The sequence below is a fragment of the Anaerolineaceae bacterium oral taxon 439 genome (assembly GCA_001717545.1).
Taxonomy (GTDB): Bacteria; Chloroflexota; Anaerolineae; order Anaerolineales; family Anaerolineaceae; genus Flexilinea.
Genome location: CP017039.1, coordinates 621002 through 645834, shown reverse-complemented (window position 1 = coordinate 645834; position 24833 = coordinate 621002). Strand labels below are relative to the sequence as shown.

The 24833-nt window shown below is 55.6% G+C and carries 28 protein-coding genes; 8 read left to right on the top strand and 20 right to left on the bottom strand.

The window, feature by feature from the left end; translation table 11 throughout:
• Positions 1–4: 4 nt before the first annotated feature.
• From BEQ56_03050 to BEQ56_03030, 5 genes are all read right to left on the bottom strand, one after another.
• A complete protein-coding gene (locus BEQ56_03050; protein ID AOH42544.1) occupies positions 5–694 on the bottom strand; it encodes an S-adenosylmethionine-binding protein in 690 nt (229 codons plus the stop codon).
• Positions 694–1368 (bottom strand): restriction endonuclease, encoded by a 675-nt coding sequence (locus BEQ56_03045; GenBank protein ID AOH42543.1) that lies wholly within the window; start codon positions 1366–1368, stop codon positions 694–696. The genes BEQ56_03050 and BEQ56_03045 overlap by 1 nt, the downstream gene beginning before the upstream one ends.
• 48 nt (positions 1369–1416) lie before the next feature.
• Complete coding sequence (locus tag BEQ56_03040; protein ID AOH42542.1) at positions 1417–3072, bottom strand: ribonuclease J; 1656 nt, start codon at positions 3070–3072, stop codon at positions 1417–1419.
• 5 nt (positions 3073–3077) lie between these two features.
• Positions 3078–4034, bottom strand: a complete 957-nt coding sequence (locus BEQ56_03035) for a hypothetical protein (protein AOH44376.1) — start codon at positions 4032–4034, stop codon at positions 3078–3080.
• Between the two features lie 211 nt (positions 4035–4245).
• On the bottom strand, positions 4246–5184 hold the full coding sequence (locus BEQ56_03030) for a hypothetical protein (protein AOH42541.1): 939 nt from the start codon (positions 5182–5184) through the stop codon (positions 4246–4248).
• A 146-nt stretch (positions 5185–5330) separates the two neighbouring features.
• Here BEQ56_03030 and BEQ56_03025 point away from each other — a divergent pair, with 146 nt between their 5' ends.
• Positions 5331–5660: a hypothetical protein gene (locus BEQ56_03025; GenBank protein ID AOH42540.1), complete on the top strand. Its 330-nt coding sequence runs from the start codon at positions 5331–5333 to the stop codon at positions 5658–5660.
• A gap of 288 nt (positions 5661–5948) precedes the next feature.
• Complete coding sequence (locus tag BEQ56_03020) at positions 5949–7214, top strand: hypothetical protein (protein ID AOH42539.1); 1266 nt, start codon at positions 5949–5951, stop codon at positions 7212–7214.
• A gap of 82 nt (positions 7215–7296) precedes the next feature.
• On the opposite strand, the gene BEQ56_03015 is transcribed toward BEQ56_03020, so the two are convergent.
• The 6 genes from BEQ56_03015 to BEQ56_02990 all read right to left on the bottom strand — a co-directional run bounded on the left by BEQ56_03015 (position 7297) and on the right by BEQ56_02990 (position 11736).
• On the bottom strand, positions 7297–8484 hold the full coding sequence (locus BEQ56_03015; protein ID AOH42538.1) for a glutaconyl-CoA decarboxylase subunit beta: 1188 nt from the start codon (positions 8482–8484) through the stop codon (positions 7297–7299).
• 12 nt (positions 8485–8496) lie between these two features.
• Positions 8497–9153 (bottom strand): hypothetical protein, encoded by a 657-nt coding sequence (locus BEQ56_03010; GenBank protein ID AOH42537.1) that lies wholly within the window; start codon positions 9151–9153, stop codon positions 8497–8499.
• 57 nt (positions 9154–9210) lie between these two features.
• Positions 9211–9504 carry a hypothetical protein gene (locus BEQ56_03005; protein AOH42536.1) on the bottom strand — a complete coding sequence of 98 codons (294 nt, stop codon included), beginning with the start codon at positions 9502–9504 and terminating at the stop codon, positions 9211–9213.
• A 265-nt stretch (positions 9505–9769) separates the two neighbouring features.
• Positions 9770–10528: a DNA repair protein RecO gene (locus BEQ56_03000; protein ID AOH42535.1), complete on the bottom strand. Its 759-nt coding sequence runs from the start codon at positions 10526–10528 to the stop codon at positions 9770–9772.
• A gap of 16 nt (positions 10529–10544) precedes the next feature.
• Entirely contained in the window at positions 10545–10949 is a 405-nt protein-coding gene (locus BEQ56_02995) for a cytidine deaminase (GenBank protein ID AOH42534.1), read from the bottom strand.
• Positions 10927–11736, bottom strand: coding sequence for a hypothetical protein (locus BEQ56_02990; GenBank protein ID AOH44375.1), 810 nt, complete (start codon positions 11734–11736; stop codon positions 10927–10929). The genes BEQ56_02995 and BEQ56_02990 overlap by 23 nt, the downstream gene beginning before the upstream one ends.
• An 841-nt stretch (positions 11737–12577) precedes the next feature.
• Between BEQ56_02990 and BEQ56_02985 the strand changes: the two genes are divergently transcribed.
• From BEQ56_02985 to BEQ56_02960, 6 genes are all read left to right on the top strand, one after another.
• A complete protein-coding gene (locus BEQ56_02985; protein ID AOH42533.1) occupies positions 12578–13627 on the top strand; it encodes a hypothetical protein in 1050 nt (349 codons plus the stop codon).
• A gap of 126 nt (positions 13628–13753) precedes the next feature.
• On the top strand, positions 13754–14596 hold the full coding sequence (locus BEQ56_02980; protein ID AOH42532.1) for a hypothetical protein: 843 nt from the start codon (positions 13754–13756) through the stop codon (positions 14594–14596).
• Between the two features lie 52 nt (positions 14597–14648).
• Positions 14649–15557, top strand: a complete 909-nt coding sequence (locus BEQ56_02975; protein AOH44374.1) for a dihydroorotate dehydrogenase B catalytic subunit — start codon at positions 14649–14651, stop codon at positions 15555–15557.
• 17 nt (positions 15558–15574) lie between these two features.
• Positions 15575–16270: an orotate phosphoribosyltransferase gene (locus BEQ56_02970; protein ID AOH42531.1), complete on the top strand. Its 696-nt coding sequence runs from the start codon at positions 15575–15577 to the stop codon at positions 16268–16270.
• Entirely contained in the window at positions 16270–16713 is a 444-nt protein-coding gene (locus tag BEQ56_02965) for a purine-nucleoside phosphorylase (protein ID AOH42530.1), read from the top strand. The genes BEQ56_02970 and BEQ56_02965 overlap by 1 nt, the downstream gene beginning before the upstream one ends.
• Positions 16714–16738: 25 nt before the next feature.
• Positions 16739–17191 carry a hypothetical protein gene (locus BEQ56_02960; GenBank protein ID AOH44373.1) on the top strand — a complete coding sequence of 151 codons (453 nt, stop codon included), beginning with the start codon at positions 16739–16741 and terminating at the stop codon, positions 17189–17191.
• Between the two features lie 39 nt (positions 17192–17230).
• On the opposite strand, the gene BEQ56_02955 is transcribed toward BEQ56_02960, so the two are convergent.
• The 9 genes from BEQ56_02955 to BEQ56_02915 form a co-directional block, all read right to left on the bottom strand.
• Positions 17231–17506, bottom strand: a complete 276-nt coding sequence (locus tag BEQ56_02955) for a hypothetical protein (protein ID AOH42529.1) — start codon at positions 17504–17506, stop codon at positions 17231–17233.
• 103 nt (positions 17507–17609) lie between these two features.
• On the bottom strand, positions 17610–17861 hold the full coding sequence (locus tag BEQ56_02950) for a hypothetical protein (GenBank protein AOH42528.1): 252 nt from the start codon (positions 17859–17861) through the stop codon (positions 17610–17612).
• Between the two features lie 167 nt (positions 17862–18028).
• Entirely contained in the window at positions 18029–18535 is a 507-nt protein-coding gene (locus BEQ56_02945) for a hypothetical protein (protein ID AOH42527.1), read from the bottom strand.
• Positions 18536–18666: 131 nt separating this feature from the next.
• Positions 18667–18894, bottom strand: a complete 228-nt coding sequence (locus BEQ56_02940; protein AOH42526.1) for a hypothetical protein — start codon at positions 18892–18894, stop codon at positions 18667–18669.
• Positions 18895–18904: 10 nt separating this feature from the next.
• Positions 18905–19825: a hypothetical protein gene (locus BEQ56_02935; GenBank protein ID AOH42525.1), complete on the bottom strand. Its 921-nt coding sequence runs from the start codon at positions 19823–19825 to the stop codon at positions 18905–18907.
• The gene (locus tag BEQ56_02930; protein AOH42524.1) at positions 19818–20936 is read right to left on the bottom strand and encodes a molecular chaperone DnaJ; all 1119 of its coding nucleotides are present in this window, start codon (positions 20934–20936) and stop codon (positions 19818–19820) included. The genes BEQ56_02935 and BEQ56_02930 overlap by 8 nt, the downstream gene beginning before the upstream one ends.
• Before the next feature lie 117 nt (positions 20937–21053).
• Positions 21054–22958, bottom strand: coding sequence for a molecular chaperone DnaK (locus BEQ56_02925; GenBank protein AOH42523.1), 1905 nt, complete (start codon positions 22956–22958; stop codon positions 21054–21056).
• 15 nt (positions 22959–22973) lie between these two features.
• The gene (locus BEQ56_02920; GenBank protein AOH42522.1) at positions 22974–23537 is read right to left on the bottom strand and encodes a nucleotide exchange factor GrpE; all 564 of its coding nucleotides are present in this window, start codon (positions 23535–23537) and stop codon (positions 22974–22976) included.
• A 25-nt stretch (positions 23538–23562) separates the two neighbouring features.
• Entirely contained in the window at positions 23563–24666 is a 1104-nt protein-coding gene (locus tag BEQ56_02915; protein AOH42521.1) for a heat-inducible transcription repressor HrcA, read from the bottom strand.
• Between the last annotated feature and the right edge of the window lie 167 nt (positions 24667–24833).

Below are 24833 nucleotides of genomic sequence, written 5' to 3'. Positions count from 1 at the left end.
GGACCTATCCGACAACTTCCGTTGCCCCATCGACGATAAAACGAAGCTGCGAAGATTTGATTGAGACCGTATGATTCGCGTACGTATCCCACGTTGGTTCATAATCGTCATCAGCTTGATTCCCCCACATGTCCCAGCCACTCCGATTTCCACGAGCGAATAATTCTATATATGGTTCAAAAGAGCAGTCTTCAATTAAAGAAATAAATTCATCCGGCTTGCGAGAGTGCTCCCGCTTCATAGAACGAATCAGATTGACTTGAGAACGACCAGACTCGCGCGTCCGATTTTTATCGCCTCTGACGCCAAACAAAAGAATCTCCGTCACATTCCGAAAATAAAAACCAACGCCCCGCCCATCCGGCATTCCGTCTTTTCGGATCTTTTCCCAAATAATATTGGTTTTATACTCAAAGCCCCAATCTTTCATGACATCCAAGCCATCCGGGAGTAAAGCGTTCGGGACCCACAAATACAAATGACTTTTCTCGTCGGCGATCCTTCCAACAGGAAGCGCTTTAATCTGATCCAAGTCCATCGTAGGATACCGACTTAATCGTTTATGCTCCGGAGCGACCTTCCCGGTTCGGTTCTGAAATTGCCATGGCGGATCGGCATAAATCGTTTTATATTTTTTCCCCGCGGTATACGCAAGGAGATCCGCAACTGTTCGATCTAACTCCCCCGATTCCATTACAAATCCACCATAATGCACGTCTTCCGAATTCCAACGGCCAAAATTGGACAACCGCCATTTCGTCTTGATTTCAATCGAGTTTCCAATTTCCCGAGCCATGTCGTACTCGCTCCATACTTTTGAATCAGGGATCTTCCGTTTAAATCGATAAGACTTCTGAAAACCTCGTCTAACTCTTTGGAACGAGTTACGATAATACCTACCTCTATTAATCCGCAATCGAAATACGTTCGCATCGCCAGTAAGTCCCTGTCAAACGTTTGGTCCTTACTATTCCATTCCAAATCAAACGCGACCTTGTTTTTAATAAAGTCGATATTGTGGCCATCGATATATCCCGAGATAATCCGTTCCTCATAAGGCATATTTGAAAATCTTCCGCGTTGATTCTCTCTTCGTGGGAAAAGCTTAACGAGTAAGTCTCCGGTAATTTTTATCTCTCTCCAACCGACTGGATAGAGGAAATCGTCGAATTTTTTCGGGATCGCCGTTTCGTTTCCCCCTGCGGCTCGAATATCTGCGACCGATATGGATAAATTTTCCAGGCAATCTTGAATCTCTTTCCACTCAGTCGGGAACGCTTCGCTCAGAATCTCCAGCGCATGGCCATAGCTTTGAAATTCGAACTTTTCCGCTAAGCTGGGCCGAATATATTTTGCTAAGTTTTCCATCCGTCGCAGGGTTCCTCTCGAATTTTCATGGGATACTAAAAACATTCCTCACAGATAAAACGGGTTCACGATAATCCAGGGCGCGCGCCCGGTCGTCGTATAGAAGAACCGCCTGAGGACCTGTTCCAGGTTCTTCTCCAGCGCCTCCTGGCTCTGGCCATTTTTCTTCGCGATCGTCGACGCGATCAGATCGTCCAGCTCCTCCTGATAACTCATCATCTCCTTTTCCGTCATCAGGCCCTCATGAACGATCTTCGGCTCACGGATCAGGCTGTTATTCCCGCGGTTCAGGATCAGCGTCACGACGACAACCCCGCTGTCCGCCAGGCGCTCGCGCTGATACAGAATATCCGCCGTCATATCGCCAACGTTCGTCCCATCGACCAGGACGACGGACGCCGGCACCTTCGGCCCCAGCTTCGCCGTACCGTCGTCAAAGACCAGCGTCTGCCCATTTTCGATCACAAAAATATTTTCCGCAGGAATATCCATCAGCGTCCCGAGCGTCTTATGCCGCGTCAGCTGGCGCAGCTCGCCATGGACCGGGATCAGGTATTTCGGCCGGATCAGACTGATCATCATCTTCATTTCATCCGCGCAGGCATGACCTGAGACATGCACCGAAAGCAGCGAATTATAGATCACGTTCGCCCCCATGCGGATCAGGCGATTAATAATCAGCGACACCTGTTCCTCATTGCCGGGAATCGGATGCGACGAGAGGACGACCGTATCGCCTTCCTTGATACTGAACGCCGAATATTTTCCGGTCGATAAGCGTCCGAGGATCGCCGTCGGCTCGCCCTGCGACCCCGTACAGAGAATAACGAGCTTATGATCCGGAAGCGACAGCGCGTCGTCCAACGACACAACGCAATCGTCAGGCATTTCAAGATAGCCGAGCTTCTTTGCCAGATTGACGTTATCGATCATGCTCGTTCCGACGATACAGATCTTCCGTCCATAACGGCGCGCAATGTCCGTTACCTGCTGCAGCCGGGAAATCAGCGAGGCGAACGACGAAATAATAATCCGGCCCGGCGCCGTCTCAAAAACATGCTCAAACGTGGGGGTAATTTCCCGCTCGGACGGCGTCCAGCCCGGCTTCTCGCTGTTGGTCGAATCGCTGAAAAGGGCTAAAACGCCCTTATCGCCGACGGAAGCCAGCTTGGATAAATCCGCGCCCCAGCCATCGATCGGCGTCAGGTCAAACTTGAAGTCGCCGGTTACGACGACCGTCCCTGCCGGCGTATGAATCGCGAACGCGACCGAGTCCGGGATCGAATGGGTAACGTGAATAAATTCAACTTTAAACGGTCCCGTCTCGATCGTATCGCCGGCGTTGGTGACCATAATCTTCGTTTTATTCAGCTGCCCGCCGCGCGCCAGGCGCGTCTCAATCATGCCGGCCGTCAGCTGCGTCGCGTAGGTCGGAACGTTCTCGATAACCTTAAACAGGTGGACCAGCGCGCCAATATGGTCCTCATGCGCGTGCGTCACGAAAACGCCTAAAATATTCGCTTCTTTTCCCTGGAGGAACGTCATATCCGGAATAATAAAATCAATCCCGATCATCGAACTATCCGGAAATTGAACGCCGCAGTCAATAATAATATAGCGGTCGTCATACCCGAAGAGCATCATATTCCGCCCAACCTCACCCAATCCGCCGAGCGGAATAAAATGCAATTTCTTTTTCTTCATACGGTCTAAGTCACTTTCCTCAATTCTTCATATAATCCGCGCTGCTGCGGAGTCAGCGACTCGGGAATCACGACGCGAATTCGCGCGTAAAGATCGCCGCGTTCTCCGCCCCGGTTCACCTTCGGCATGCCTTTCCCCGCCAGCCGGAACTTCGTTTCCGACTGCGTTCCCGCCGGAATCGTCAGCATGACCTTATCGTCCGGCGTTTCAACGACCGCCGACCCGCCCAATACCGCGGTCAGCAAATCCACTTTAACATCGGTAACAAGCGTATCGCCGTCCACCGTAAATTTCGAACCCTGCGCCAGGCGAACGACCAGATATAAATCCCCGCCGTTCGGGAGAACGCCCTTTAATCTTACCTTCGTTCCAGTCTTCGCGCCGGCAGGAATCTTCGCCGTAATCCGCTTTTCGTTCAGCGTAATCACGCGTTCCGTCCCATGAAACGCCTCGTCGAAGGTAATCTCGATTTCCTTTTCGATCTTTTTCGGCTCCTCGCGAGCCACCGTCCGCGTTCCGGAACGGGAAAAACCGCCAAAAATATCGCCAAATCCGTCGATATCGGCAGTTGCCGTCCGGTACGTCGACTGCCCCCGCTGGCCGTAAGCGCTGAAAATCTGCTCAAAAAAGTCAGAAAAATCGCCATAACCGCCGGTCGTGTACGTCGCGCCGCCAGGCCCTGCCTGACGCCAGCTTGACCAGTCATAATTCGCCGAATTTCCACCCTGCCGCTGCCAGGCCGCATACGACGAACCGAGTTGATCGTAACGCGCGCGCTGTTCCTTATCCTTAAGAACGGTATACGCCTCGTTAATCTCTTTAAATTTTTCTTCGGCTTTTTTATCGTTCCGGTTGACGTCCGGATGATATTTTTTCGCCAACGTCCGATAGGCTTTTTTTATTTCATCGTCGCTCGCCGTTTTCGCGACGCCCAAAATCTGATAATAATCTTTATATTCCATCTTAAACTTCCCCCCGCCGTTCCGCTGAATTCGGCTTTGCTTCGGGTCAGCCCGGACCCGATCAAACGCAGCGCCTATCCTCATTCTACAGGGGTTTTATATGAATTTCGTTAAGCCGCCGTCCGCCTTTTCGGCGGGGAACTCCGCCTCTATTTTACATGACGCGCCGCATCGCCTCAGGACCGCTTCCCGAATTCCTGACCCGAAACAGCTACATGAAGCCTTCGGATAAAATATCGTCGATCCGGGAATCGATACCGCGATGCATATTCGCTTTTTTCTCGTCGATAAAACGCTTCTTCTCGCCCGGCTTCAAGCGGTTCCCGGCAACGAAAAACTTACCCGTCGTCAGTTCATCTTCGGTAGCGGGGCGCCCCAACCCTTTTTCCAACGCCGCAGCCAGCGCGCCATCGTTGGTAATCTTCCCAACCAGCTTACCGATTTTTTCGACCTTCCCCATTTCCTCAAGAAAAACGCCTTTTTCCATCGGCTCGCCATGCGATGGGATAAACCATTTCGCGTCAATTTTTTCGAGCCGCCGGAGAAGCGGCGACAGCTCGCGCAGCCGGATACTGTTATGCATGTAAATATCCTCAGCGTAGCAATCGCCCAAAAACAGCACGTCTTCAGACGGAATATAAACGACGGTCGAATCGTCGCTGTGCGGCCCGCCGACATGCAGCATCTGGCATTCAATATTATCGATCCGCAGCCCGCAATGATCCTCGAAGGTAATATCTGCCGACTTGATTTTAAAACTCTGCCGGATAGGCATTGCTCTCCGAATCATATCCGCGGACCATTGAATCTCCAGCCCTGCGGCGATCCGGCTGCTCAGCGCGCTGTCAGTCCAGTCCCAACGATGCATCAGAACCAACCGTTCGTTCGTCGCGACGCTGGCGATCGATTTCGCGGGTGATCCTGAAAGCCCGAAAACGTGGTCCCAGTGCCAATGCGTCAGCGCGATAAACGACGGATCCGGCATACCCATCGATCGGACCGCTCCGTAGAAATAGGAAATATGGTCCGGAGAATTGCCTGCGTCGATCAACAACGCGGTCTTCGTACCGGCGACATAACCTAATACCGGACGATCGGTCTCGTCGTCCTTCGGCATGATCCAAATATGCTCGCTGATCCGTTCCAACATCATATCTTGCCTTCTATCCGTTTCCTAATTCCCTGATTTGAATTTTAGTCCATAGCCGAATAATTTGGCAAGTAAACCATATTTTCAGCTTGTTTCGCCAATTTGCTCCGTGATAATTCAAGGTATACTTAGCAAAATGGAGGATTATGGAAACGAATATATATGACGATATCGAATATAAAGAGACGATTTCAACTGCATTTTTGAAAAATGCCTGCGCGTTCGCGAATTACAACGGCGGGAAAATCGTTTTCGGAGCGAGCAGCAAGGGAGAGATCGTTGGATTATCCGGAGATTTGAGCCGGCTGAGCGAAACCATTGATAAAAAGATCGTTGATTATATCTGTCCTCTGCCTCCGCATCATATTTCGATAAATGAAGATACAAAAACGATCGAATTGATAATCGAAGAAGGAACGTCGAAGCCTTACAGGATCAACCGGTCGATGACGTATTTCTGCGGATTGACGGTCTGAAGATTCGCTAAACGATAAAAACGAACGCCTCCCGGATCCGAGAGGCGTTTTCATATCGCAGAAAAGAACGTTTTACAGAATACTCTGTACGAGCGCCAGGAGGACGCCGCCGGCAATAACCGAGCCCAGCTGGCCCGCCGTGTTCGCGCCCATCGCATGCATCAGGATAAAGTTCCCATCGTCTTCTTCAAGCGCCATCTGCGCGGCGATCCGTCCGGCCATCGGGAACGCGCTGATTCCGATTTCAGGATAATTCGATTAAAATCTATATTGTTGGAAGGAGGCGCTATGATCGAACGGGAATCAAGCGATCTTGAATATAAAGAAACTATCTCGAACTCGTTCCTGAAAACCGTCAGCGCGTTCGCGAATTACAGCGGCGGAAAAATCATTTTCGGTATCAACGATAACGGCGAAACGGTCGGGCTGGCGGGAGATTTAATACAGCACTGTCTGAGCATTGAAAACATTATCAACGACAACCTGCGTCCGGTACCCAGGTTCCGGCTCCAAATTCATCAGCAGGCCAAAACAATTGAACTCAACGTCGGCGAAGGTTCTGCCAAACCGTACATGGTAAAAAACAAAGCATATCAAAGAGCAGACAGCTCAACCGTTGAAGTCGACCGCTCGGAACTCAAGAACTTGATCATGGAAGGGCATCATATCAATTTCGAATCGCTTCCCGCCGCATCCGGGCCGCTGACCTTCGTTCGCTTAGAGCAGGAGCTTAAAAATAAGCTGAAGATCAGCGAATTAACTCAAGATATTTTAAAAACGCTTCAACTCTTCAGCGAGAAAGAGGGCTTCAATAAGGCGGCGGAGCTGATCGCGGACGAGAATTCATTTCCAGGAATCGATACCGCGCGAATCGGAGAATCCTTCAGCGAAATTTTCGATCGCGAAATCTTCGAAAGAATATCGATTCTGGCGCAATTCGAAAGCATGATGCGGCGGTTCCGAAGGTACTACGTTTTCGAAGGAATCGTCGATTTCCGAAGAGAAGACATTGAACTGATTCCCGGTACCGCTTTTCGGGAAGCACTCGTCAACAGCCTGGTTCACCGAAGATGGGATTTCGAAAGCCATACCCGTATCCTGATGTTCGAAAATCGGATTGAGATCGTTTCCCCCGGTGGACTTCCGAAAAACCTGTCGCGATCCAATTTTTTACACGGACATGTCTCTATTTTTCGCAATCCGATTTTAGGGAATATTTTATTCCGGCTTGGCTGGATCGAGAGCTTCGGAAGCGGAATCGTCAAGATCAACGAAGCTTATCAGGAGGCGCTCGTCAAGCCATCGTTTAAAATCCTGCCGGATTCGGTAACGGTCGTGCTCCCGGTTATCCGCGAAGACCGAACCGGGATCGGCGCCGAAGAACGATCGCTTTACAACCTGCTGGACCGGCATGACAAGCTTTCACAGGATGATATTTCGAAATACCTTGGCTGGAACCGGGCGAAGACGGCCGCCGCAATCGATGGCCTGATCCAGAGAAAGCTGATTCAAAAGGTCAGCGGACGCTACCACACGATAGCTCGCGCGGGCTGAACCACCGGTATTTCTGTTCCCCGCTATTCAAAAAACGCCTCCCGGATCCGAGAGGCGTTTTCATATCGCAGAAAAGAACGTTTTACAGAATACTCTGTACGAGCGCCAGGAGGACGCCGCCGGCAATAACCGAGCCCAGCTGGCCCGCCGTGTTCGCGCCCATCGCATGCATCAGAATAAAGTTCCCATCGTCTTCTTCAAGCGCCATCTGCGCGGCGATCCGTCCGGCCATCGGGAACGCGCTGATTCCGCAGGCGCCGATCAGCGGGTTAATCTTCCCGCCGGTCAGGACTTTCATCAACTGACCAAAGAGAACGCCGGCGGCGGTATCGAGAACGAACGCGAATAATCCGAGAACCATGATAATCAGGACGCCGAAGTTCAGGAACTGATCCCCGGTCATCGTTCCGCCGACCGTCAACCCGAGGAACAACGTCGAAACGTTGATAATTTCGTTCTGCGACGCTTTATCAAGACGATCGACAACGCCCGACTCCTTCATCAAGTTCCCCAGCATCAGCGCGGCGATCAACGGCGCGGCGTCAGGGGAGATAATCGAAATCGCGATCGTGACCAGCATCGGGAAAACGATAATCGCGCGGTCGGAAACCGGCCTCGGCGCGTATTCCATATGGATCATCCGGTCTTTTCTCGACGTCAGCGCCTTCATGACCGGAGGCTGAATAATCGGGATCAGGCTCATGTACGAATAAGCGGCGACCGCGACCGGGCCCAGGATCTGCGGCGCGATTTTTGACGTGACGTAGATCGCCGTCGGTCCGTCGATCGCGCCGATCGTACCGATCGAAGCGGTCTCCGCCAAGCCCCAGTTCAGGCCCGGGATGAACTTCGCGAGCGCCGAAGCGAGAATCAGCGTCCCGTAAATTCCGAACTGCCCGGCCGCGCCAAGGATAACCATCTTCGGCATCGCAAGCAGCGGACGAAAGTCGATCATCGCGCCCACGCCGATAAAAATCAGGAGCGGGAAAAGCTCGGTCCCGATCCCTGCGTCGTAAAGAACCTTCATGAAACCGGATTTCGTAACCGATACGATTTCGCCGGTCGCCGCGTTGATTTCGGTCGCGGTAAACGTCTGATAGGAGGACATTCCCAAGTTGGCAAGAATACAGCCGAACCCGATCGGCAGCAGCAGCGTCGGTTCATATTCGCGAACGATCGCCAGATAAATCAGGATCAGGCCGATCGCGATCATAACTAATTCTTTCCAGTTCAGGAAATAGAACGTATCAAAAATACTGCTAATGCTCATGAGGGACTCCTCTTACGCCTTATAGGTCAGCAATACTTGCCCGTGTGAAACCGTATCGCCTTTCGAAACATTAACAGAAACGATCGTACCCGCCGTCTTCGCCGTGATATTATTCTTCATCTTCATCGCTTCGAGGACAAAAAGAACGTCGCCCTTCTTAACTGTCTGACCTTCCTTGACGTTGACTTCCTGGATAACGCCCGGGATCGGAGCGGTCACTTCGGAACCGCCCGAAGCCTTCGGCGCTTCAGCGGTCGGCGCGACCGTCTTCGTTTCGGTCGGGACGGGGGCGGGCGATCCAACGTAAGTCATCAGGACCTGGCCATGCGTAACCGAATCGCCTTTTGAAACGTTGACCGAAGCGACTTTCCCGGCCGTTTTCGCCGTGATATTATTCTTCATCTTCATCGCTTCGAGGACAAAAAGAACGTCGCCCTTCTTAACTGTCTGACCTTCCTTAACGTTGACTTCCTGAATTACGCCGGGGATCGGGGCGATAACGTCGGCACCGCCGGCGGCAGGAGCTGCAGCGGCAGCGGCGGGTTCAGCCGCGCCGTCCGCCGAGACGGAAAACGCAGTCCCGTCGACGTTGACGATGAGCGGCGAAGCGTTCGGATTTTCAATTTCAACGTTGAAGGTTTTCCCTTCAACCGCAACAACAAGTTTCATATGAAATACTCCTTATTTTTATCCTGAGCATCGATCGGCGCGCGCCGCGCCAGGCGATTACTCCTTTTTCGAAAGAACATATCCCGCCGCGGCGGCGGCAACCTTCGCCTTGACGGCAATCTCGCCGGCCTCATCGGTCTCGCCCATGCGTTCGTCGTCCGCAGACTTCGGCGCGTCTTTAACGAATCGGACCAACAATTCCATCGCCGCCCAGAGAATCAGCAGGGACACGAACAAAATCAGCATCCCGATCCCGGTAATCGCGAGCGCCTGACGGATAATCGCGCTGTTCGCTCCCGAAACGGCGGCGTCGACGGCGTTGGCAACCTCCGGCGTCACAGTAATTTCCATACGTTCTCCTTTCTTGCCGAACCCGGCCTCGCCGATTCCGACAGGATAAAAATAATAGAAATGTTTTTACGCATTCACCAACGGAACGGCGGCTGCGTTGAAAAAACCGGCCCTGAAAATCCTCGGCGCGATTCGACGGCGTCGGATCGACATCCTCAGACATACCAATTCTACCGCAGTTTTCTCTTTTTTCAGCGCCGGATCGCGAACTGAACAATCAGAAGAAGAATCCTGATTTTCGCAACGATCTATTCTCCTCTCCCCCCTACCCCACCTTTTCCAGGAACTCACGACTGTTTATTTTCCGCTCCAGAATATGCGTAAAATACGCGTTCAGGATCCGGTCCGATTCCGCACGGAGCTCCCCTGGCCAGGGAACAACTCCCGTGTCGGCTAACGAACGTGCCTGATAATAGCGAAAAAACTTCAGCGTCCGCGTCGAAATCGGAAGCGCATGGCAGTCGAGCGCCGCGCAATTCGGACAGAGCGCCCCGCCAAACGACAACGAAAAATACTGCGCCTGAGGCCGAATCGCCTCGCCGCACCCGACGCAATCCTGCAGCTGGGGACGGTAACCGGTTAAATCCAGCAGCCGGAAATCGAAAAGACGCAGCGCCGGATAAGGATCATCGTCAGAATGAAGCCGGCGGATCGTCCGCACGACCAGGTTAAACAAGTCGCGGCTCTCCGTTTCCTCATCAGAAAACCGATCAGCCAGCTCGGCGACATACGCAGCGTAACAGGTCGTTTCCAGATTGCACGCTAAATCAGGATAAGCCTCCTGCGTTTCGACCTGCTGGACCGTCCAGGCGGAACCGCGCCCCTGGACGAGCTGCGCGCTGACGACAGTGAACGGTTCGAGATGCCCCGCTTTTCGCGAATTCATCTTTCGGACCCCGCGCGCCAGCGCCGAGAGCTTTCCGCGGTCCGGCGTCAGCATGCGGACGAAGCGGTCGGACTCCCCATAGTTATAATGCGCGAGGATCATCGCCTGAACGCGGATCGATTTTTCGACGAAAGGCATCGCGTTCCGATCGGTCTCAGCCGCGTTCAGCGGATTTCAGGTTGAGCGGCGTAAACGCGTACGGAAGAAGCCCCGCAACCGTACTCTCGGAGACGATTTCTCCATCCCCGTTCACCATCGTCACTTCCATTTCGAGCGAAAACTCGGCCATGACCTGACGGCAGGAGCCGCAGGGAGAACCGCCGTCCCGCGTCGCGACGACAATCCGTTCAAACGCGCGTTCGCCGGCGAGAACCGCCTGAAAAATCGCGGTCCGCTCAGCGCAGATCGTCAGCCCCAGCACGGCATTCTCGATATTCGCGCCGGTAAAAACCGCCCCGCTCTTCGTCAACAGCGCGGCGCCGACGGCATATCCGGAATACGGACTGTAAGATTTTTTTCGCGCGTCAAGCGCGAGATCAATGAGTTGCTTCCTGTTCATTCGGTTCCTCCGTATCGCTTTCAGGATCTTCGCTTCGGCGCTCGACGCGGACACGGCGAATCCGGTTCCCGGTCAGTTCCGCGATCGTAAAGCGCCAGTCCTCAACGTTAACGATTTCGTCCCCCTCGGGAACCTTTCCAATCATCGTATACATAAATCCGGCGATCGTATCCGAAGATTCGCGCGATAGATGCGTCCCCAGCGTTTCGTTCACGTCGGTAATATCGACGCGTCCCAGAAAACTATAAACGTCCGGACCAAGCTCCTCGATCGGGATCTCTTCCGCGTTATCGAATTCGTCGCGAATCTCGCCGACAATTTCCTCTACAATATCTTCCATCGAAACGATCCCCGCCGTTCCGCCATATTCGTCGACGACGATCACCATGTGAATTCCGTCCAGCTGCATGTCGGCGAGCAGGTCGCCCGCTTTCTTCGACTCAGGAACGTAAACCGGCTCCCGCATCATCGATTTCAACGAGAACGGTTCGGCATGTTCTTCCGAATAATACTTGATCAGGTCCTTCGCGTAAAGAATCCCAACAATATTATCGATTTCATCGTCATACACAGGCAGGCGGGAATGGCCCGAGGCCAGGATCGTTTCCGCGGCAGCCGCCAGATCCGTATTCAACTCGATCGCGGTCAGGTCAATCCGCGGGATCATGATCTCCCGGATCAGCGTATCGCTGAATCCCAGTATCGAACGGACCATCTTCCGCTCCTCTTCCTTAAGCTTTTTCGGCGACGGCGCGTTCTCAACCCATTCGATCAGGTTCGATTCAATCTGATCGAATGTAACCTGCGACGTTTTTGGCCGCGGTTCAAACGAGTGATAAAAAGTATGAAAAGGACGCGCAACCGCAACGACAAGATTTGCCGCAGGCAGGAGGGCGGGCGCAAGCTGATTCGCGAAACGCGTCCCCACTCCGTTCGTCATCCCGGATATCAGCAGCAGCGCGGCCGGAATGATCAGGCAGACCACCACCGGCGTCAGCTTCACGGCCGTACCCGCTAAACCGGAAAACGTCAGCAGCACGCCCGCGATCGCGGTCAGAACGTTCGCACAGGACAGCGCGAAATCGAGAACCGCGAGATTCGCCGCCGTCGCGGTAAACAGCGAAGTCATCGCTTTACGATCCGACTTCGAGCTATCGACGAGATCGTCGGAAAAGTTCGCGCTGACAACCGCCGCGCGGATCAGGGTCAGGAACTGGTCTGCAAGAAGAAGAATTAAGAAGAAAATAAACATGGACAGGAACGCATCAGATAAAGCGGATACGGAAGAAATACTATCAGATTCCATCAGGGAACGCTCATCGAACTCTGGCGATCGTTTTTTCGGCCTTTCTCCAAATCTTAAATTTACGATATATGGTTAATTATACGCTTTCAAAAACAACCCGAAATCAATCAGCGCGTGAACAATGATAATCCGGGAACCCCGTCCGTTTCCGCGGGCCTATGGAAAATGTCACTAATTTGAGCTGACGATATACCGTTGACGCGCGCTTTACTTTCCGCTATCCTTATTAACGTCTGTTTGAATCGTTAGAAACGGCGTACAGGGTATTTCCTCATCGCTGCACGTCGCCATTCGCCTGTACTGGAAAGGAACCCGCGCTACTATGGGGGATCTCGTCGCAATCAACGATTTCGTCAACGATTGGACCCATCTCCAAAAGACGAACAACCCGCTTTTCTGTGCGCAGAGCTGCGTATTCGAAAATAATCGCCAAACCGCAGCCGCGCAATTTGGTTGCTTTACACTGGAAGGGGAACGGTACCCGGTTCAGGAGCTGACGCTTTTCGATATCGGCGCAATTACGCGCTACTTTACTTTTTACGCGACGAATAACGTCATTAAAAAACTCGCTTTGCCCGCGGCGACCCCGATCCAGTCCGTCCAACCTGAATTTTCGGGGCTGCGCTCGATTCGCGGCGAGCCGGTTCAGCGCGTCGATCTTTCCGCCGTAACCATCGCGCAGCTGCTTCGGCATACGTCGGGGCTTCCTGAGACGATTCAGCTCGACGACAAGGACGACCGGGAAAGCGTGCTGCGAAAAATATACGCCTCCCCGTTCGAATCCGCGCCGGGCGCGCAGGCGCGGAAATCCGTCATCGGGTATACGCTTCTCGGCGTCATTCTCGAGACGCTGACCGGACGTCCGCTTCCCCTCGTCTTCAGCGACCAGGTCCTGAACGAAATTCCGTTGGTTGAGACCGGTTTTCGTCCGCTGATGCGCGGATCGGTCGCGGCGCTGCCGATTCCCCGCGAAGGAATCGCGCCGACGTTTAGCGCCGACAATCCGAAAGAACTGCGAATCGGTGTAACGAGCGATTCGCTCTGCGCGAAGCTGAGCGGCGTTTCGGGCGAATCCGGACTTTTCAGTACGGCGTACGAAGTCGCGGCGGGCGGGGCTTTCCTGCTGCGGAAAATTACGAAAAAAGAGTTCTCCCCCACCGACCCGCTGTCATTCCTCGAACCGCCGCGACGCACCCAGCCGTCCGATTGGCATGTTTTCCTCAGCCGAACCGGCTGCATCCTGCTGATGAATACAACGAGCGAAACCGTATTCGCGCTCCTCTCAAACGGCGGAGAGGACGCCGAAACGCGTTTCCTCGACGGCTGGCGGGAACGGTTCAGGGATTCCCAGCTGCTGCCGACCGTTTTATAAACGGGGATTTGCGGCCGGCCTGCGCCCGCTTCCGTCTCCCTTTTAACGCACCCGTTCTCCGCCTGTTTTAACCTTCAATTCCTCGCGTATAATAAAAAGAAACAGCAGTTCTTAAGGAGCAGCTCCATGCCAGACGAGATAAATCAGGCGAGCGTCCGCCGTTTCGAGACGCGCATTCTCGCTAATCATCCGCTCACCCCAACGATTTACGACCTCCGCGTTGAACATCCTCATCCCGATTTCACGCCCGGACAATTCGTCAATATCTACCTGAATCGCGGAGACTGGCTCCTCCCCCGCCCGATCAGCGTCGCGGACAGCGGCGGCGACTGGATCCGGCTTATCTACGCCGTCGTCGGGAAAGGCACGGAACGGCTCAGCGCGCTTCAGCCGGGCGATAAAATCGACGTCACGACGATTTTGGGGCACGGATTCTCGATCGATTCCGCGTCCACGGTTATCGCTGTCGGCGGCGGCGTCGGCGTCCCGCCCGTTTACGCGGCGGCGAAAAAAGCCGCCTCTGCCGGGAAAAAGGTCGTCGCGATCATGGGCTTCCGTTCCGACCCAATCCTGCTGAACGAGCTCGCCGCGTCGATTGGCGCTGAGAACGTTCGCTGCGCGATCGAGGACGGGAAGGCGGTCCCGGCGCTTCGAACCGCCTTCCCTGAAATTCAGCTCGAGACGGGAACCGTCCTGACAATCCTGAAGCAGCTCCCGGTCCCGAAAGAAGGAAAAGCGCTGATCGTCAGCTGCGGGCCGGGGCCGATGATGAAAGCGATTCAGGCGTTCGCGCCGCCCGACCGCTTCGATCTTCAATTTTCGTTAGAAGAACGGATGGGATGCGGGTTCGGCTGCTGCGCCGGATGCGTCGCCGATATCCGCGACCGAGCGTCCGGCGCGATAAGCCGGATGGGCGTCTGCTCAAAGGGGCCGGTCTTCGCAGGAGAAACGGTGGTATTCAATGCATGAGCCAACTCAAAACAACCCAGCGCCGTTCCATTCCGCGGACAGCGGGAAAGAATTGGACCTGAGCGTCGAAATCGCCGGGGTCCGCTGGAAAAATCCGATCACGACCGCCTCCGGAACCTTCACGCTGAACGCGCGCGCCTGCTACGATATCGGGCGGCTGGGCGCGGTAACAACAAAGGGAATCGCGACGGTTCCCTGGCCCGGCAATAAAACGCCCCGGATCGCCGAAACCTATGGCGGGATGCTGAACGCCGTCGGGCTTCAGAACGTCGGGATGGAAGCCTGGATCCGCGACGAGCTCCCCGCGCTGCGGTCGGTTCCCGGTCTCCCGATTATCGCCAATATCGTCGGGAAAACGGTCGAGGAATACGCCGCCGTCGCGGCACGCCTTTCCGAAACCGACGTCGACATGATCGAGTTGAATATCTCCTGTCCCAACGTTAAGGAAGGCGGAATCGCGTTCGGGACGACGGTCGAAGGCGTTTACGCGACGACCGCCGCCGTCCGAAAAGCGGCGAAAAAACCGCTGATCGTGAAGCTCAGCCCGAACGTCACCCAAATCTGCGACATGGCGAAAGCCGCGGCCGACGCAGGCGCAGACGCGCTGTCGCTGATCAATACGCTTCTGGGAATGAAAATCGACGTGTACCGTCGGAAGGTCGTTCTGGCGAATAAAACCGGCGGACTCTCCGGACCAGGGATTCATCCGATCGCCGTCCGCATGGTTTACGAGGTCCGCCGCGCGGTCCCGCTCCCGATCGTCGGGATGGGCGGGGTCATGAACGGAGAAGACGCCGCCGAGCTCATCCTCGCCGGCGCCGACGCGGTCGCGGTCGGGACCGCCGCGCTGCTGACGCCGGACGCCCCGATTCGGATTTTAGGAGAGCTGCGAACGGTCATGCGGAAAATCGGCGCAGCGTCGGTTCGCGAACTGAAAAATTCGCTGGTCGAACCGGCTTAGAAGGAGAGACTTGAAAAATGACGATTCAGCCATATAAAATAGAATTCATTGAATTCATGGTCCGATCGGGCGCGCTGGCCTTCGGCGACTTCGTGACCAAAAGCGGCAGGAAAACGCCCTACTTTATCAACACCGGGAAATATCATACCGGCGCGCAGGCCGCCGCGCTCGGCGGCTACTACGCCGGGGCGCTCAGGGCCCGGCAGGCAAGCGGGGAACTCAGCGATAAAATCAACTGCTTATTCGGTCCGGCGTATAAGGGAATCCCGCTGGCGGTCGGAACCGCGATCGCGCTCCAGAACCGCTACCAGACCTCGCTGCACTACTGCTTCGATCGGAAGGAAGAAAAGGATCATGGCGAGGGCGGCTCGCTCGTCGGCTATAAACCCGGACCGGACGACGAAGTCGTGATTATCGAAGACGTAATTACGGCCGGGACGGCGATCCGCCAGGTCATGCCCATTTTCAAGACGCTGAACGCGCCGGTTAAAGGCGTTTTCGTCAGCGTCGACCGCATGGAACGCGGGCAGGGAGAGCTGACGGCGATCGAAGAAATTCGCAGAGACTTTCATCTTCCGGTCTTTCCGATCGTAACGATCCGCGAGATTCTCGACGTTCTATATAACCGCGAGCTGGACGGGAAGGTTTATATCGACGACGGGATCCGGGCGCGGATGGAAGCCTACTGGGCGCAGTACTGCGTCATGCCGTGATGGCGAAAAAAGCGGCGCTGCTTGTCAGCGCCTGCCTCCTGGGAGAACGCTGCCGCTACGACGGGCGGGCGAGCGAATCGCCCGCCGTACAGGCGCTCGGAAAGCGGTTCGAGCTGGTCCCTGTCTGTCCGGAAGTCCTCGGCGGGTTGACGACCCCGCGGCTTCCGGCGGAACGGCGCGGGCTTCGCGTCGTTCGCTCGGACGGAACCGACGTCAGCGCCGCTTTCCGTCTCGGCGCGGAACGAACGCTGGCGGTCGCGCGCGAACGGAACGTCGCCGCGGCGATCCTGAAAAGCAGGAGCCCTTCCTGCGGCGTTGGACGAATCTACGACGGAACGTTCAGCGGCAGGCTACGCGACGGCGACGGAATCACCGCGGAATGGCTCCGCTGCGCCGGGATCCCTCTTTTTGACGAGAACGACGATTTCGCGGCGCTGAATTGAAATGCTGAAGCTGGAGGAAACCGATATGAATCAAGCTAAACGATTATCCGCCCTGCTAAACGGCGAGGACGACCCGATCGCGACGCTCGCGAACGCGGCCGCCTTTCTCTATCAGGAGCTGGACGACCTGAACTGGTGCGGCTTTTACCTGTTCCGCGCGGAGAAAGACGCGCTCGTCGTCGGCCCGTTCCAGGGGAAACCGGCCTGCACGCGAATCGCGGTCGGACGCGGCGTCTGCGGAACTGCGTTCGCCCGGAACGAAAGCGTCCGCGTCGGAAACGTCCATGAATTCGCAGGGCATATCGCCTGCGACGGGGCGTCGAATTCGGAGCTGGTCGTACCGCTCCGCGACGAGGACGGCGTTCCCTTCGCCGTCCTCGATCTGGATAGTCCGACGCTGAACCGCTTCAGCGCGGAAGACCAGCGGCGCGTCGAAGAATCAGCGGCAATCATCGAAAAAAGGATCCGTTCGATTTAGCCCCTGATAGAAAAACGATCGATCGAAAATTGGAAAGCCTCAGCGCGTTGCGATATATTCGTCGACCGCCGCTTCGCGGTCAAACGTCCGCGCGCCGTGCGAAAAAACGAAAAATGGGATCCCGACCCGCCCCAACCCGCGGATATCGGCAAAGCGTTCATCCTGATCGCGAAAGGCTAAAAAAGCTCTCAAATTCGCTATCGATTCGGTAATATTCACAAACTCATATTCAATCCCGCGTTCCTGAAAAACGCGCTCGGTCTCGACGCAGTCCCCGCACAGCGGCGAACCGTATACAGTAAGCTTAACGCCCATTCGTCTCAATCCTCCTTTAGGAATAACGACGTCTCATTATAAAAACACGCAATCAGGATTCCGTTTGACCGCGTGTTTTCAGATCAGCAAAAAAATCTCAACTTTATTTTTCCGGTTCGTCGAAAGCGATTTGAACCATGTCCTCTAACAGAATTTCCAACGCCATCGTATGGCTGCACCGGCCGCGCGTCTGAAAGAAACCGCAATCGCAGCTCCACGCCCCGTTATCATACGCAACCTGATGCGCCCCGTTCGAGCCTTGAACGGACGCTTCGAATTTATCAATCGTGAACCGACCGCGGTCCTTTGCGTATGCCTTCGCTTTCTCCAACTTATTGACCATTGCGTAGTCCATGGCTAAATTCCTCCTATTCAATTTTGAAAGATTTGGTAATGAGCCTGATAATTCGGGACAGTCGAACACAGAAATACTCAACAGAACGTTCGATCGAATCCTGATCATCCGCTAAAAAAGGAACAGCTAACGCCTTATGGATAGTTTACCATACTCCGCGCGAAAAGCTACGCCGCTTTTTCCCAGGCCTCGCGAATCCGCTCCCAGCTCCTGTCCAGCGATTCAGGAATAACGCGCGAATTCGCGACCGTCGTCAGGAAGTTCGCGTCCGCCGTCCAGCGCGGCAGCACGTGAAAATGCAGATGATCAGCGATCCCCGCCCCGGCCGCCTGTCCCGTATTGTTGCCGATATTGATCCCATGCGGCTGGTAGACGCGCTGAAGAACGAGCTGAGCCCTGTTGATCAGCTCCATCACCTCAGCGCGCGTTTCCGCCGGGACGAGATCGAGCCGGTCCACATGCACGTTCGGAATGATCAGCATATGCCCGTTATTATACGGATAGAGATTCAGGATAACGAACGCCCCGGCGCCGCGATACACGATGTACCGCGCCCGATCGTCGGGCTGCGCCAGCGCTTCGCAGAATACGCAGCCGCTGACGATTTTCTTCGCTTCTTTTTCCATACTTTCATTAAGATACGCGCTCCGCCAGGGCGCCCATAAGGTTTCCATCGTTTCTCCTCCGCGGTTCAGAGCGTAATCACCTTATCCGCGAGCCGCTGCGCTTCGATAATATCGGTCATCCCGCCAACAATCCCGACGCGCAGCCGGTCCGTCAGCCCGAACCAATTCAGGCACGTCCCTCATAATATCAGGCGGACGCCCCTGGCTTCAAGCGCCCGAAGCGATTCAAGCGCCGGCGATCCCTCGACGGCTAATTTAACCCCGTCAGCGTAAAAGCAGATCGCGTTCGGAAGGAGCGTATCCGTACTGTTCATCAGCGACAAATACGACCCGATCAATTTCAGCCGCAGTTCCTCGGGAGCGTCGCCCATTCCATACCGCGTAACTAAGATAACGCTGTTTTTCATCGTTTTCCTTTTACCTCGCTTTCCGAAACGCGTATCCGGCCCAGTCCTCAATCAGCAGGCGCTTCTCAAAAGTCAGCCCCCGCCCTTCCGCGGCGCGGCGGATACGCTCGTCCTGATCCGTTAAAATCCCGCTCAGCAGGAGGACCCCGCCCGGCGCGACAAGATCCGCCATCCCGACGTCGAAGAGCGCTTCCAGGATCGGCGTCAGGATATTCGCGATCACGACTGGCGCTTCGTTCAGCGCCTCGCCGTCCGCCATGAGCTCCGGGATCGTCCGCCTCGTAAACGTAATCCGATCGGCGACGCCGTTCCGTTCAGCGTTTTCCCGCCCGGAACGCATCGACTCTTCGTCAATATCGATCCCGAGCGCTTCCCTCGCGCCGAGAAGAATCGCCGCGATCGAGAGGATCCCCGATCCCGACCCCACGTCGATAAACGGCTCGCCCGGCCGGACGTACAGCTCGGTCAGCATCAGGCTGAGCTGGGTCGTCGGATGCGTCCCCGTCCCGAAGGCCATCGTCGGTTCGATCCGGATCGCCAGCTTCTCCGGATGCTGATTTTCGATCCAGGCCGGCAGGACCTGGATCTTTTCGCCGACGAAAACCGGATGATAAAACTGCTTCCAGGATTCCATCCAGTTCTGATCCTCGATCGTTCTGAACGTCGGTTCGGGAATATCCGAACGAATCCGCGACAGGTACCATAAGCCTTCGCTGATTTTCCGCTTCGTCGTTTCGAGCCGGTCGTCCAGGTCCAGAAAAGCGCAGACCCGACAGGGGCCGTACGGCGTCCCGCGGTCGTCAGGACCGCGAAACTCGACGCCCTGTTCAACGACGACGGAATCGGTATAGCGCGAAAAGAGTTCGGAAACCGATTCGGCGGATTCCGGACTGACGACGACCGACACCTCGACCCAGACTTGATTATCCATTGAATTTATCCTTAATCTTATCCCAGAAACCGCGGTCCTGCGGCTGAATTTCGCTCCCGAGCGTCTTTCCGAACGCTTCCATCAGCTCGCGCTGATCCTCGGTCAGCTCGCGTGGAATCACGACGGTAACCGTGATCCGCTGGTCGCCAAATTCGTCCTTCCGCTGAAGCTTCGGGACGCCCTTCCGCTTGAGCGTGATGACCTTTCCCGGCTGCGTTCCGGCGGGGATGACGATTTTCTCCATGCCATGAATCGTTGGAATTTCGATTTCGTCGCCTAACGTCGCCTGCGCGACGTTGAGGTTCAGCCCCATTACGATATCGTCGTCGTCCCGGCGAAAAATTTCATGCGCCCGGACGGAGATTTCGACGTAGAGGTCGCCCTTCGGCCCTCCGTTCAGCCCCGGCTGGCCCTCGCCGGAAAGGCGGATCCGCGTTCCGTTATCGACGCCCGCCGGTATCGTCAGCATGCGCCGGACCGTCTTCCGGACGGTTTTCCGACCGCCGCAAACCGCGCAAGGCGTTTGAATCGTTTCGCCGCGCCCGCCGCAGCTCGGACAGGTCTGAACCTGGACCATCTGGCCGAACATGGTATTGCGCATCGTTTTAACCTCGCCCGTCCCTCCGCAGCTCGCACAGCGGACGACTTTCGTTCCCGGTTCCGCCCCGTTCCCATGACAATGATCGCAGGATTCGTCGCGGGTAAAGGAGATTTCCTTGCTGACCCCAAAGCAGGCTTCCAGAAATTCGATTGTAACGCGGTGCCCAATATCCGCGCCGCGCCGCGGGCTGTTCCGCTGCCGAGAGGAAGCCCCGCCGAAGCCGAAGAGATCGCCGAAAATATCGGAGAAATCAACCGCCTGATAATCGAACGGGCCGGACGCCCCGCCGACACCCGCTTTTCCGAAACGATCGTACGCAGCGCGTTTATCCGGATCGGAGAGAACCTGATACGCTTCGTTAATTTCCTTGAACTTATCTTCCGCGTCCGGATCCTTGTTGATATCCGGATGATACTTCCGTGCGTTGACGCGGAATGCGTTCCTGATTTCGTCCGCCGACGCGCTCCGCCCAACTCCTAAAATTTCGTAATAATCGCGTTCCTCCGCCATAATGCCCGTGGTCCGTAATCTCCTTCGCTCTGGTTAAATAATAAAATTCGCAGCCGATAACCACCTGATTATAGAGGCAGTTATCGGCGCGAAATCTTTTTCACGCGCTAAGCGTGATTACATGCTATGAAACTCACCGTCGACAACGTCGTCGCCACCCGACGCAGACGGTCCGCTTTCCGGATTCGAGCCAGCGCCGCCGGCAGCGTCCGGGCCTGGCTGCTGCTGGTACATGCTCGCGCCGATTTTCTGAACCGCCTGGTTCAGTTCTTCCGACCTGGCTTTCATCGCGTCATAATCAGTCCCGTTCAGCGTCGATTTGACCGCCTCGATCTTCGTCTTCAGCTCGTCCTTCATCGCGTCCGGAATCTTATCGCCGTTCTCGTTCAGCAGTTTCTCAGCCGTGTAAACCATGTTGTCGGCCTGATTATGAATCTCGATCCCTTCCTTGCGCTTCTTATCTTCCTCGGCGTGCGCTTCCGCCTCCTTGCGCATGCGCTCGACCTCCGATTCCGACAGGCCGGACGAGGCGGTAATCGTAATATTCTGGCTGTTGCCGCTGGCCTTATCGATCGCCGAGACTTTCAGGATGCCGTTCGCGTCGATATCGAACGTGACTTCGATCTGCGGAACGCCGCGGGGAGCCGCCGGGATCCCGTCGAGACGGAACTGCCCCAGGCTCTTGTTGTCCGCGGCCATCGGCCGTTCGCCCTGAACGATATGGATATCGACCGACGTCTGGCTGTCCGCCGCCGTCGAGTACACCTGCGTCTTCTTCGCCGGGATCGTCGTATTCCGCTCGATCATCGGCGTCGCGACGCCGCCCATCGTTTCGACCGAGAGCGTCAGCGGCGTCACGTCGAGAAGCAGGATATCGTTCACCACGTTATCGAGAACGCCGGCCTGAATCGCGGCGCCGATCGCGACGACCTCGTCCGGATTGACGCCCTTATTCGGATCTTTCCCGAATTCTTTGCGGACCGCTTCCTGAACGGCCGGCATCCGCGTCATTCCGCCGACGAGAACGACCTCGTTAATATCCGCGGGCTTCAAGTCGGCGTCGCTCAACGCTTTGCGGACCGGGCCTAACGACCGATCGATCAGGTCAGCGGTCAGCTGTTCCAGCTTGGAGCGGGTCAGCGTCAGGAGCAGGTGCTTCGGGCCGGACGCGTCCGCGGTAATATACGGCAGGTTCACTTCCGTCTGCATCGTCGAGGACAGCTCGATTTTCGCTTTTTCAGCCGCTTCCTTAAGCCGCTGAAGCGCCTGACGATCGTTTCGCAGGTCGATTCCGTTGCTCTTCCTGAACTCGTCGATCAGGTAATCCATAACGCGCTGGTCAAAATCGTCGCCACCCAGATGGGTATCGCCGGAGGTTGAACGGACCTGGAAGACGCCGTCGCCGACGTCAAGGATCGAAACGTCGAACGTGCCGCCGCCCAGGTCGTACACGGCGATCGATTCATTGGTTTTCTTATTCAGTCCGTAAGCTAACGACGAGGCGGTCGGTTCGTTAATAATCCGCGAAACTTCCATTCCGGCGATCTTTCCGGCGTCTTTGGTCGCGTTTCGCTGGCTGTCGTTGAAATACGCGGGGACGGTAATAACCGCCTGCGTGATCTTTTCGCCAAGATACGCTTCCGCGTCCGTCTTCATCTTCGCCAGAATCATCGCGGAAATTTCCGGAGCTGAATATTCTTTCCCGCCAAGGATAACGCGGACGTCGCCGTTCGGCGCTTTCGTAACTTTATACGGAATCCGGCTCAGGTCGCGCTGGACTTCCGGATCGTCGAATTTCCGCCCCATGAAACGCTTGATCGAGAAGATCGTGTTTTCCGGATTGGTAATCGCCTGGTTCCGGGCGACACGCCCGACGAGCCGCTCACCATTCTTGTTGACCGCGACGACGGACGGGCAGGTCCGCTCCCCTTCCGAAGTCGGAATAACGGTCGATTCGCCGCCGACGATAACCGCCATAACAGAGTTTGTAGTCCCTAAATCAATACCGATAATCTTTGACATATTCTTTCATTTCTCCTATGCTGCGACCCGGACTAACGCCGTTTTCAGCGCCCGGTCGCCTAAAATATAACCGCTGCTTAACACTTCTAAAATCGTTCCCGACTCAACGTCAGGGTTTTCTTCCTGCGAAATCGCCTGATGAAATCTGGGATCGAACGGTTCCCCGACCGCCGCGGAGGGTTTAACCCCTTCCGCTTCGACGAGCGCACGATACTTTCGCGCGATCATCTCGATCCCCTCGGCCCAGGTATCCGGCTCAGCGCCGTCCTGAACGCGATTCCGGATCGCCAATTCGAGATCGTCCAGGATCGGAAGAATTTTCTGGAGCATACTGATCCGGTATTCATTCCCCGCGGAGTTCTTTTCATTCTCGACGAGACGCCGGTAGTTCGTGAAATCCGCCCGCTCGCGCGTCAGCGCGTTCCTGAGCGTTTCCGCTTCCTCGCGCGCTTTCGCTAACTCCGCGACGAGATCGACCAATTCGACGTCGGATTCCCCCGAGCTTTCTTCCTCCAAACCCGGCGCTTCCGGGAGCTCTTCCGGTTCCTTCTCTATTTTTTCTTCATGCTTTTTTTTCATGTCTTTCTTTTTTTTCAATCCTTTGTCAAATGGTATCGCTGACGAAAACCTGCTTTTCGCCCTCGTCCTTCTCGTCCATGAAAGCGTCGCTGACCAGATCCGATAAGATTCCGGCGATAAAGCGAACCGTCGGAATATTCATCGCATACGGCATCCGCATCGGGCCTAAAATCCCGATCGTCCCGCCGATCGCGTTCGCCCGCCCATACCGGGCTAAAACCAGCGAACAGTGATGCAGCGCCGCGATCGAGCCTTCCCCTCCGATCAGGATCTGGATCCCGCCGATTTTCCGGTCCGCGTCCGTTTTCGTCAGGATCGAACGCAGGACCGTTTTCTCCCCGAGAAGCTTCAGCGCGCCATGCGCTTCGCCGGTTTCGGTAAACTCGGGCTCGCTGATGACGTTGTGGAGTCCGTCGGTATAAATTTCGCCGCCCCGCGACGCCTCAACTTCGGCGATCGCCGCGGCGACCTGACCTGCGAGGTCGGCTTTCGCCGCCGAATCCCGCGTTACCGTCCCCTGGAGGATTTTTTCGCGGATCTGACGCGAGTTCAGCCCGGAGAACGCTTCGTTGAATTCATTCTCGATCATCGTCAGCCGTCCCTGATTCATCGGCAGCCCCAGCGAGACGAAACGCTGCTGCGCCTGGCTGGTATTGGTCACGACGATCATCAGCGCCTGCCGCTCGGATAACCCGACCAGCGCGATATGCTTCACGGCGATATCCTTCGAATAGGGCGCGGAAACCAGCGAAATCGCCCCGGATACCGACGCCAGGATCGACGCCGACAGCTTCATCCAGCCGTCCACACCCTGATCAGACTGCATCTGATAAAACTGATGCTCGATCCTGCGGCGGGTCGATTCAGGAAGCTCCTGCAGCTTCATTAAAGTCCCAACGAAGTATCGATAGCCGCTCTCGGTCGGGGAGCGGCCGGCGGAGGTGTGCTGCTGATTCAGCAGTCCCAGCTCCGTGAGCGCCGCCAGCTCGGCGCGAACGGTCGCCGGGCTGATCTCCAGCCGATACCGCTCGACCAGCTTTTTCGATCCGATCGGCGTCGCCGTCCGAATATAATCATGGACGACCAGGCTCAGGATCATTCTCTGCCGTTCGCTCATTCTCTTCGTCATGCCTTCTTCTCCGCGGATTAGCACTCGGTAGAAATGAGTGCCAACCCGCTCAGACTGTAGTATATCGGGTTTGCGAACGAATTTCAATCTTTTTTGACGTTTCTAACGAAGTTTTAACAGGGCGTGCGCGTAAACTCAGGGTATAAGCGCGGCCGGAGACAGCGCAT

Coding starts and splice junctions, on each gene's coding strand:
- BEQ56_03050 (AOH42544.1), bottom strand. CDS start 694: ATGGAATCGGGGGAGTTAGATCGAACAGTTGCGGATCTCCTTGCGTAT.
- BEQ56_03045 (AOH42543.1), bottom strand. CDS start 1,368: ATGGAAAACTTAGCAAAATATATTCGGCCCAGCTTAGCGGAAAAGTTC.
- BEQ56_03040 (AOH42542.1), bottom strand. CDS start 3,072: ATGAAGAAAAAGAAATTGCATTTTATTCCGCTCGGCGGATTGGGTGAG.
- BEQ56_03035 (AOH44376.1), bottom strand. CDS start 4,034: ATGGAATATAAAGATTATTATCAGATTTTGGGCGTCGCGAAAACGGCG.
- BEQ56_03030 (AOH42541.1), bottom strand. CDS start 5,184: ATGTTGGAACGGATCAGCGAGCATATTTGGATCATGCCGAAGGACGAC.
- BEQ56_03025 (AOH42540.1), top strand. CDS start 5,331: ATGGAAACGAATATATATGACGATATCGAATATAAAGAGACGATTTCA.
- BEQ56_03020 (AOH42539.1), top strand. CDS start 5,949: ATGATCGAACGGGAATCAAGCGATCTTGAATATAAAGAAACTATCTCG.
- BEQ56_03015 (AOH42538.1), bottom strand. CDS start 8,484: ATGAGCATTAGCAGTATTTTTGATACGTTCTATTTCCTGAACTGGAAA.
- BEQ56_03010 (AOH42537.1), bottom strand. CDS start 9,153: ATGAAACTTGTTGTTGCGGTTGAAGGGAAAACCTTCAACGTTGAAATT.
- BEQ56_03005 (AOH42536.1), bottom strand. CDS start 9,504: ATGGAAATTACTGTGACGCCGGAGGTTGCCAACGCCGTCGACGCCGCC.
- BEQ56_03000 (AOH42535.1), bottom strand. CDS start 10,528: ATGCCTTTCGTCGAAAAATCGATCCGCGTTCAGGCGATGATCCTCGCG.
- BEQ56_02995 (AOH42534.1), bottom strand. CDS start 10,949: ATGAACAGGAAGCAACTCATTGATCTCGCGCTTGACGCGCGAAAAAAA.
- BEQ56_02985 (AOH42533.1), top strand. CDS start 12,578: ATGGGGGATCTCGTCGCAATCAACGATTTCGTCAACGATTGGACCCAT.
- BEQ56_02980 (AOH42532.1), top strand. CDS start 13,754: ATGCCAGACGAGATAAATCAGGCGAGCGTCCGCCGTTTCGAGACGCGC.
- BEQ56_02970 (AOH42531.1), top strand. CDS start 15,575: ATGACGATTCAGCCATATAAAATAGAATTCATTGAATTCATGGTCCGA.
- BEQ56_02965 (AOH42530.1), top strand. CDS start 16,270: ATGGCGAAAAAAGCGGCGCTGCTTGTCAGCGCCTGCCTCCTGGGAGAA.
- BEQ56_02960 (AOH44373.1), top strand. CDS start 16,739: ATGAATCAAGCTAAACGATTATCCGCCCTGCTAAACGGCGAGGACGAC.
- BEQ56_02955 (AOH42529.1), bottom strand. CDS start 17,506: ATGGGCGTTAAGCTTACTGTATACGGTTCGCCGCTGTGCGGGGACTGC.
- BEQ56_02950 (AOH42528.1), bottom strand. CDS start 17,861: ATGGACTACGCAATGGTCAATAAGTTGGAGAAAGCGAAGGCATACGCA.
- BEQ56_02945 (AOH42527.1), bottom strand. CDS start 18,535: ATGGAAACCTTATGGGCGCCCTGGCGGAGCGCGTATCTTAATGAAAGT.
- BEQ56_02940 (AOH42526.1), bottom strand. CDS start 18,894: ATGAAAAACAGCGTTATCTTAGTTACGCGGTATGGAATGGGCGACGCT.
- BEQ56_02935 (AOH42525.1), bottom strand. CDS start 19,825: ATGGATAATCAAGTCTGGGTCGAGGTGTCGGTCGTCGTCAGTCCGGAA.
- BEQ56_02930 (AOH42524.1), bottom strand. CDS start 20,936: ATGGCGGAGGAACGCGATTATTACGAAATTTTAGGAGTTGGGCGGAGC.
- BEQ56_02925 (AOH42523.1), bottom strand. CDS start 22,958: ATGTCAAAGATTATCGGTATTGATTTAGGGACTACAAACTCTGTTATG.
- BEQ56_02920 (AOH42522.1), bottom strand. CDS start 23,537: ATGAAAAAAAAGCATGAAGAAAAAATAGAGAAGGAACCGGAAGAGCTC.
- BEQ56_02915 (AOH42521.1), bottom strand. CDS start 24,666: ATGACGAAGAGAATGAGCGAACGGCAGAGAATGATCCTGAGCCTGGTC.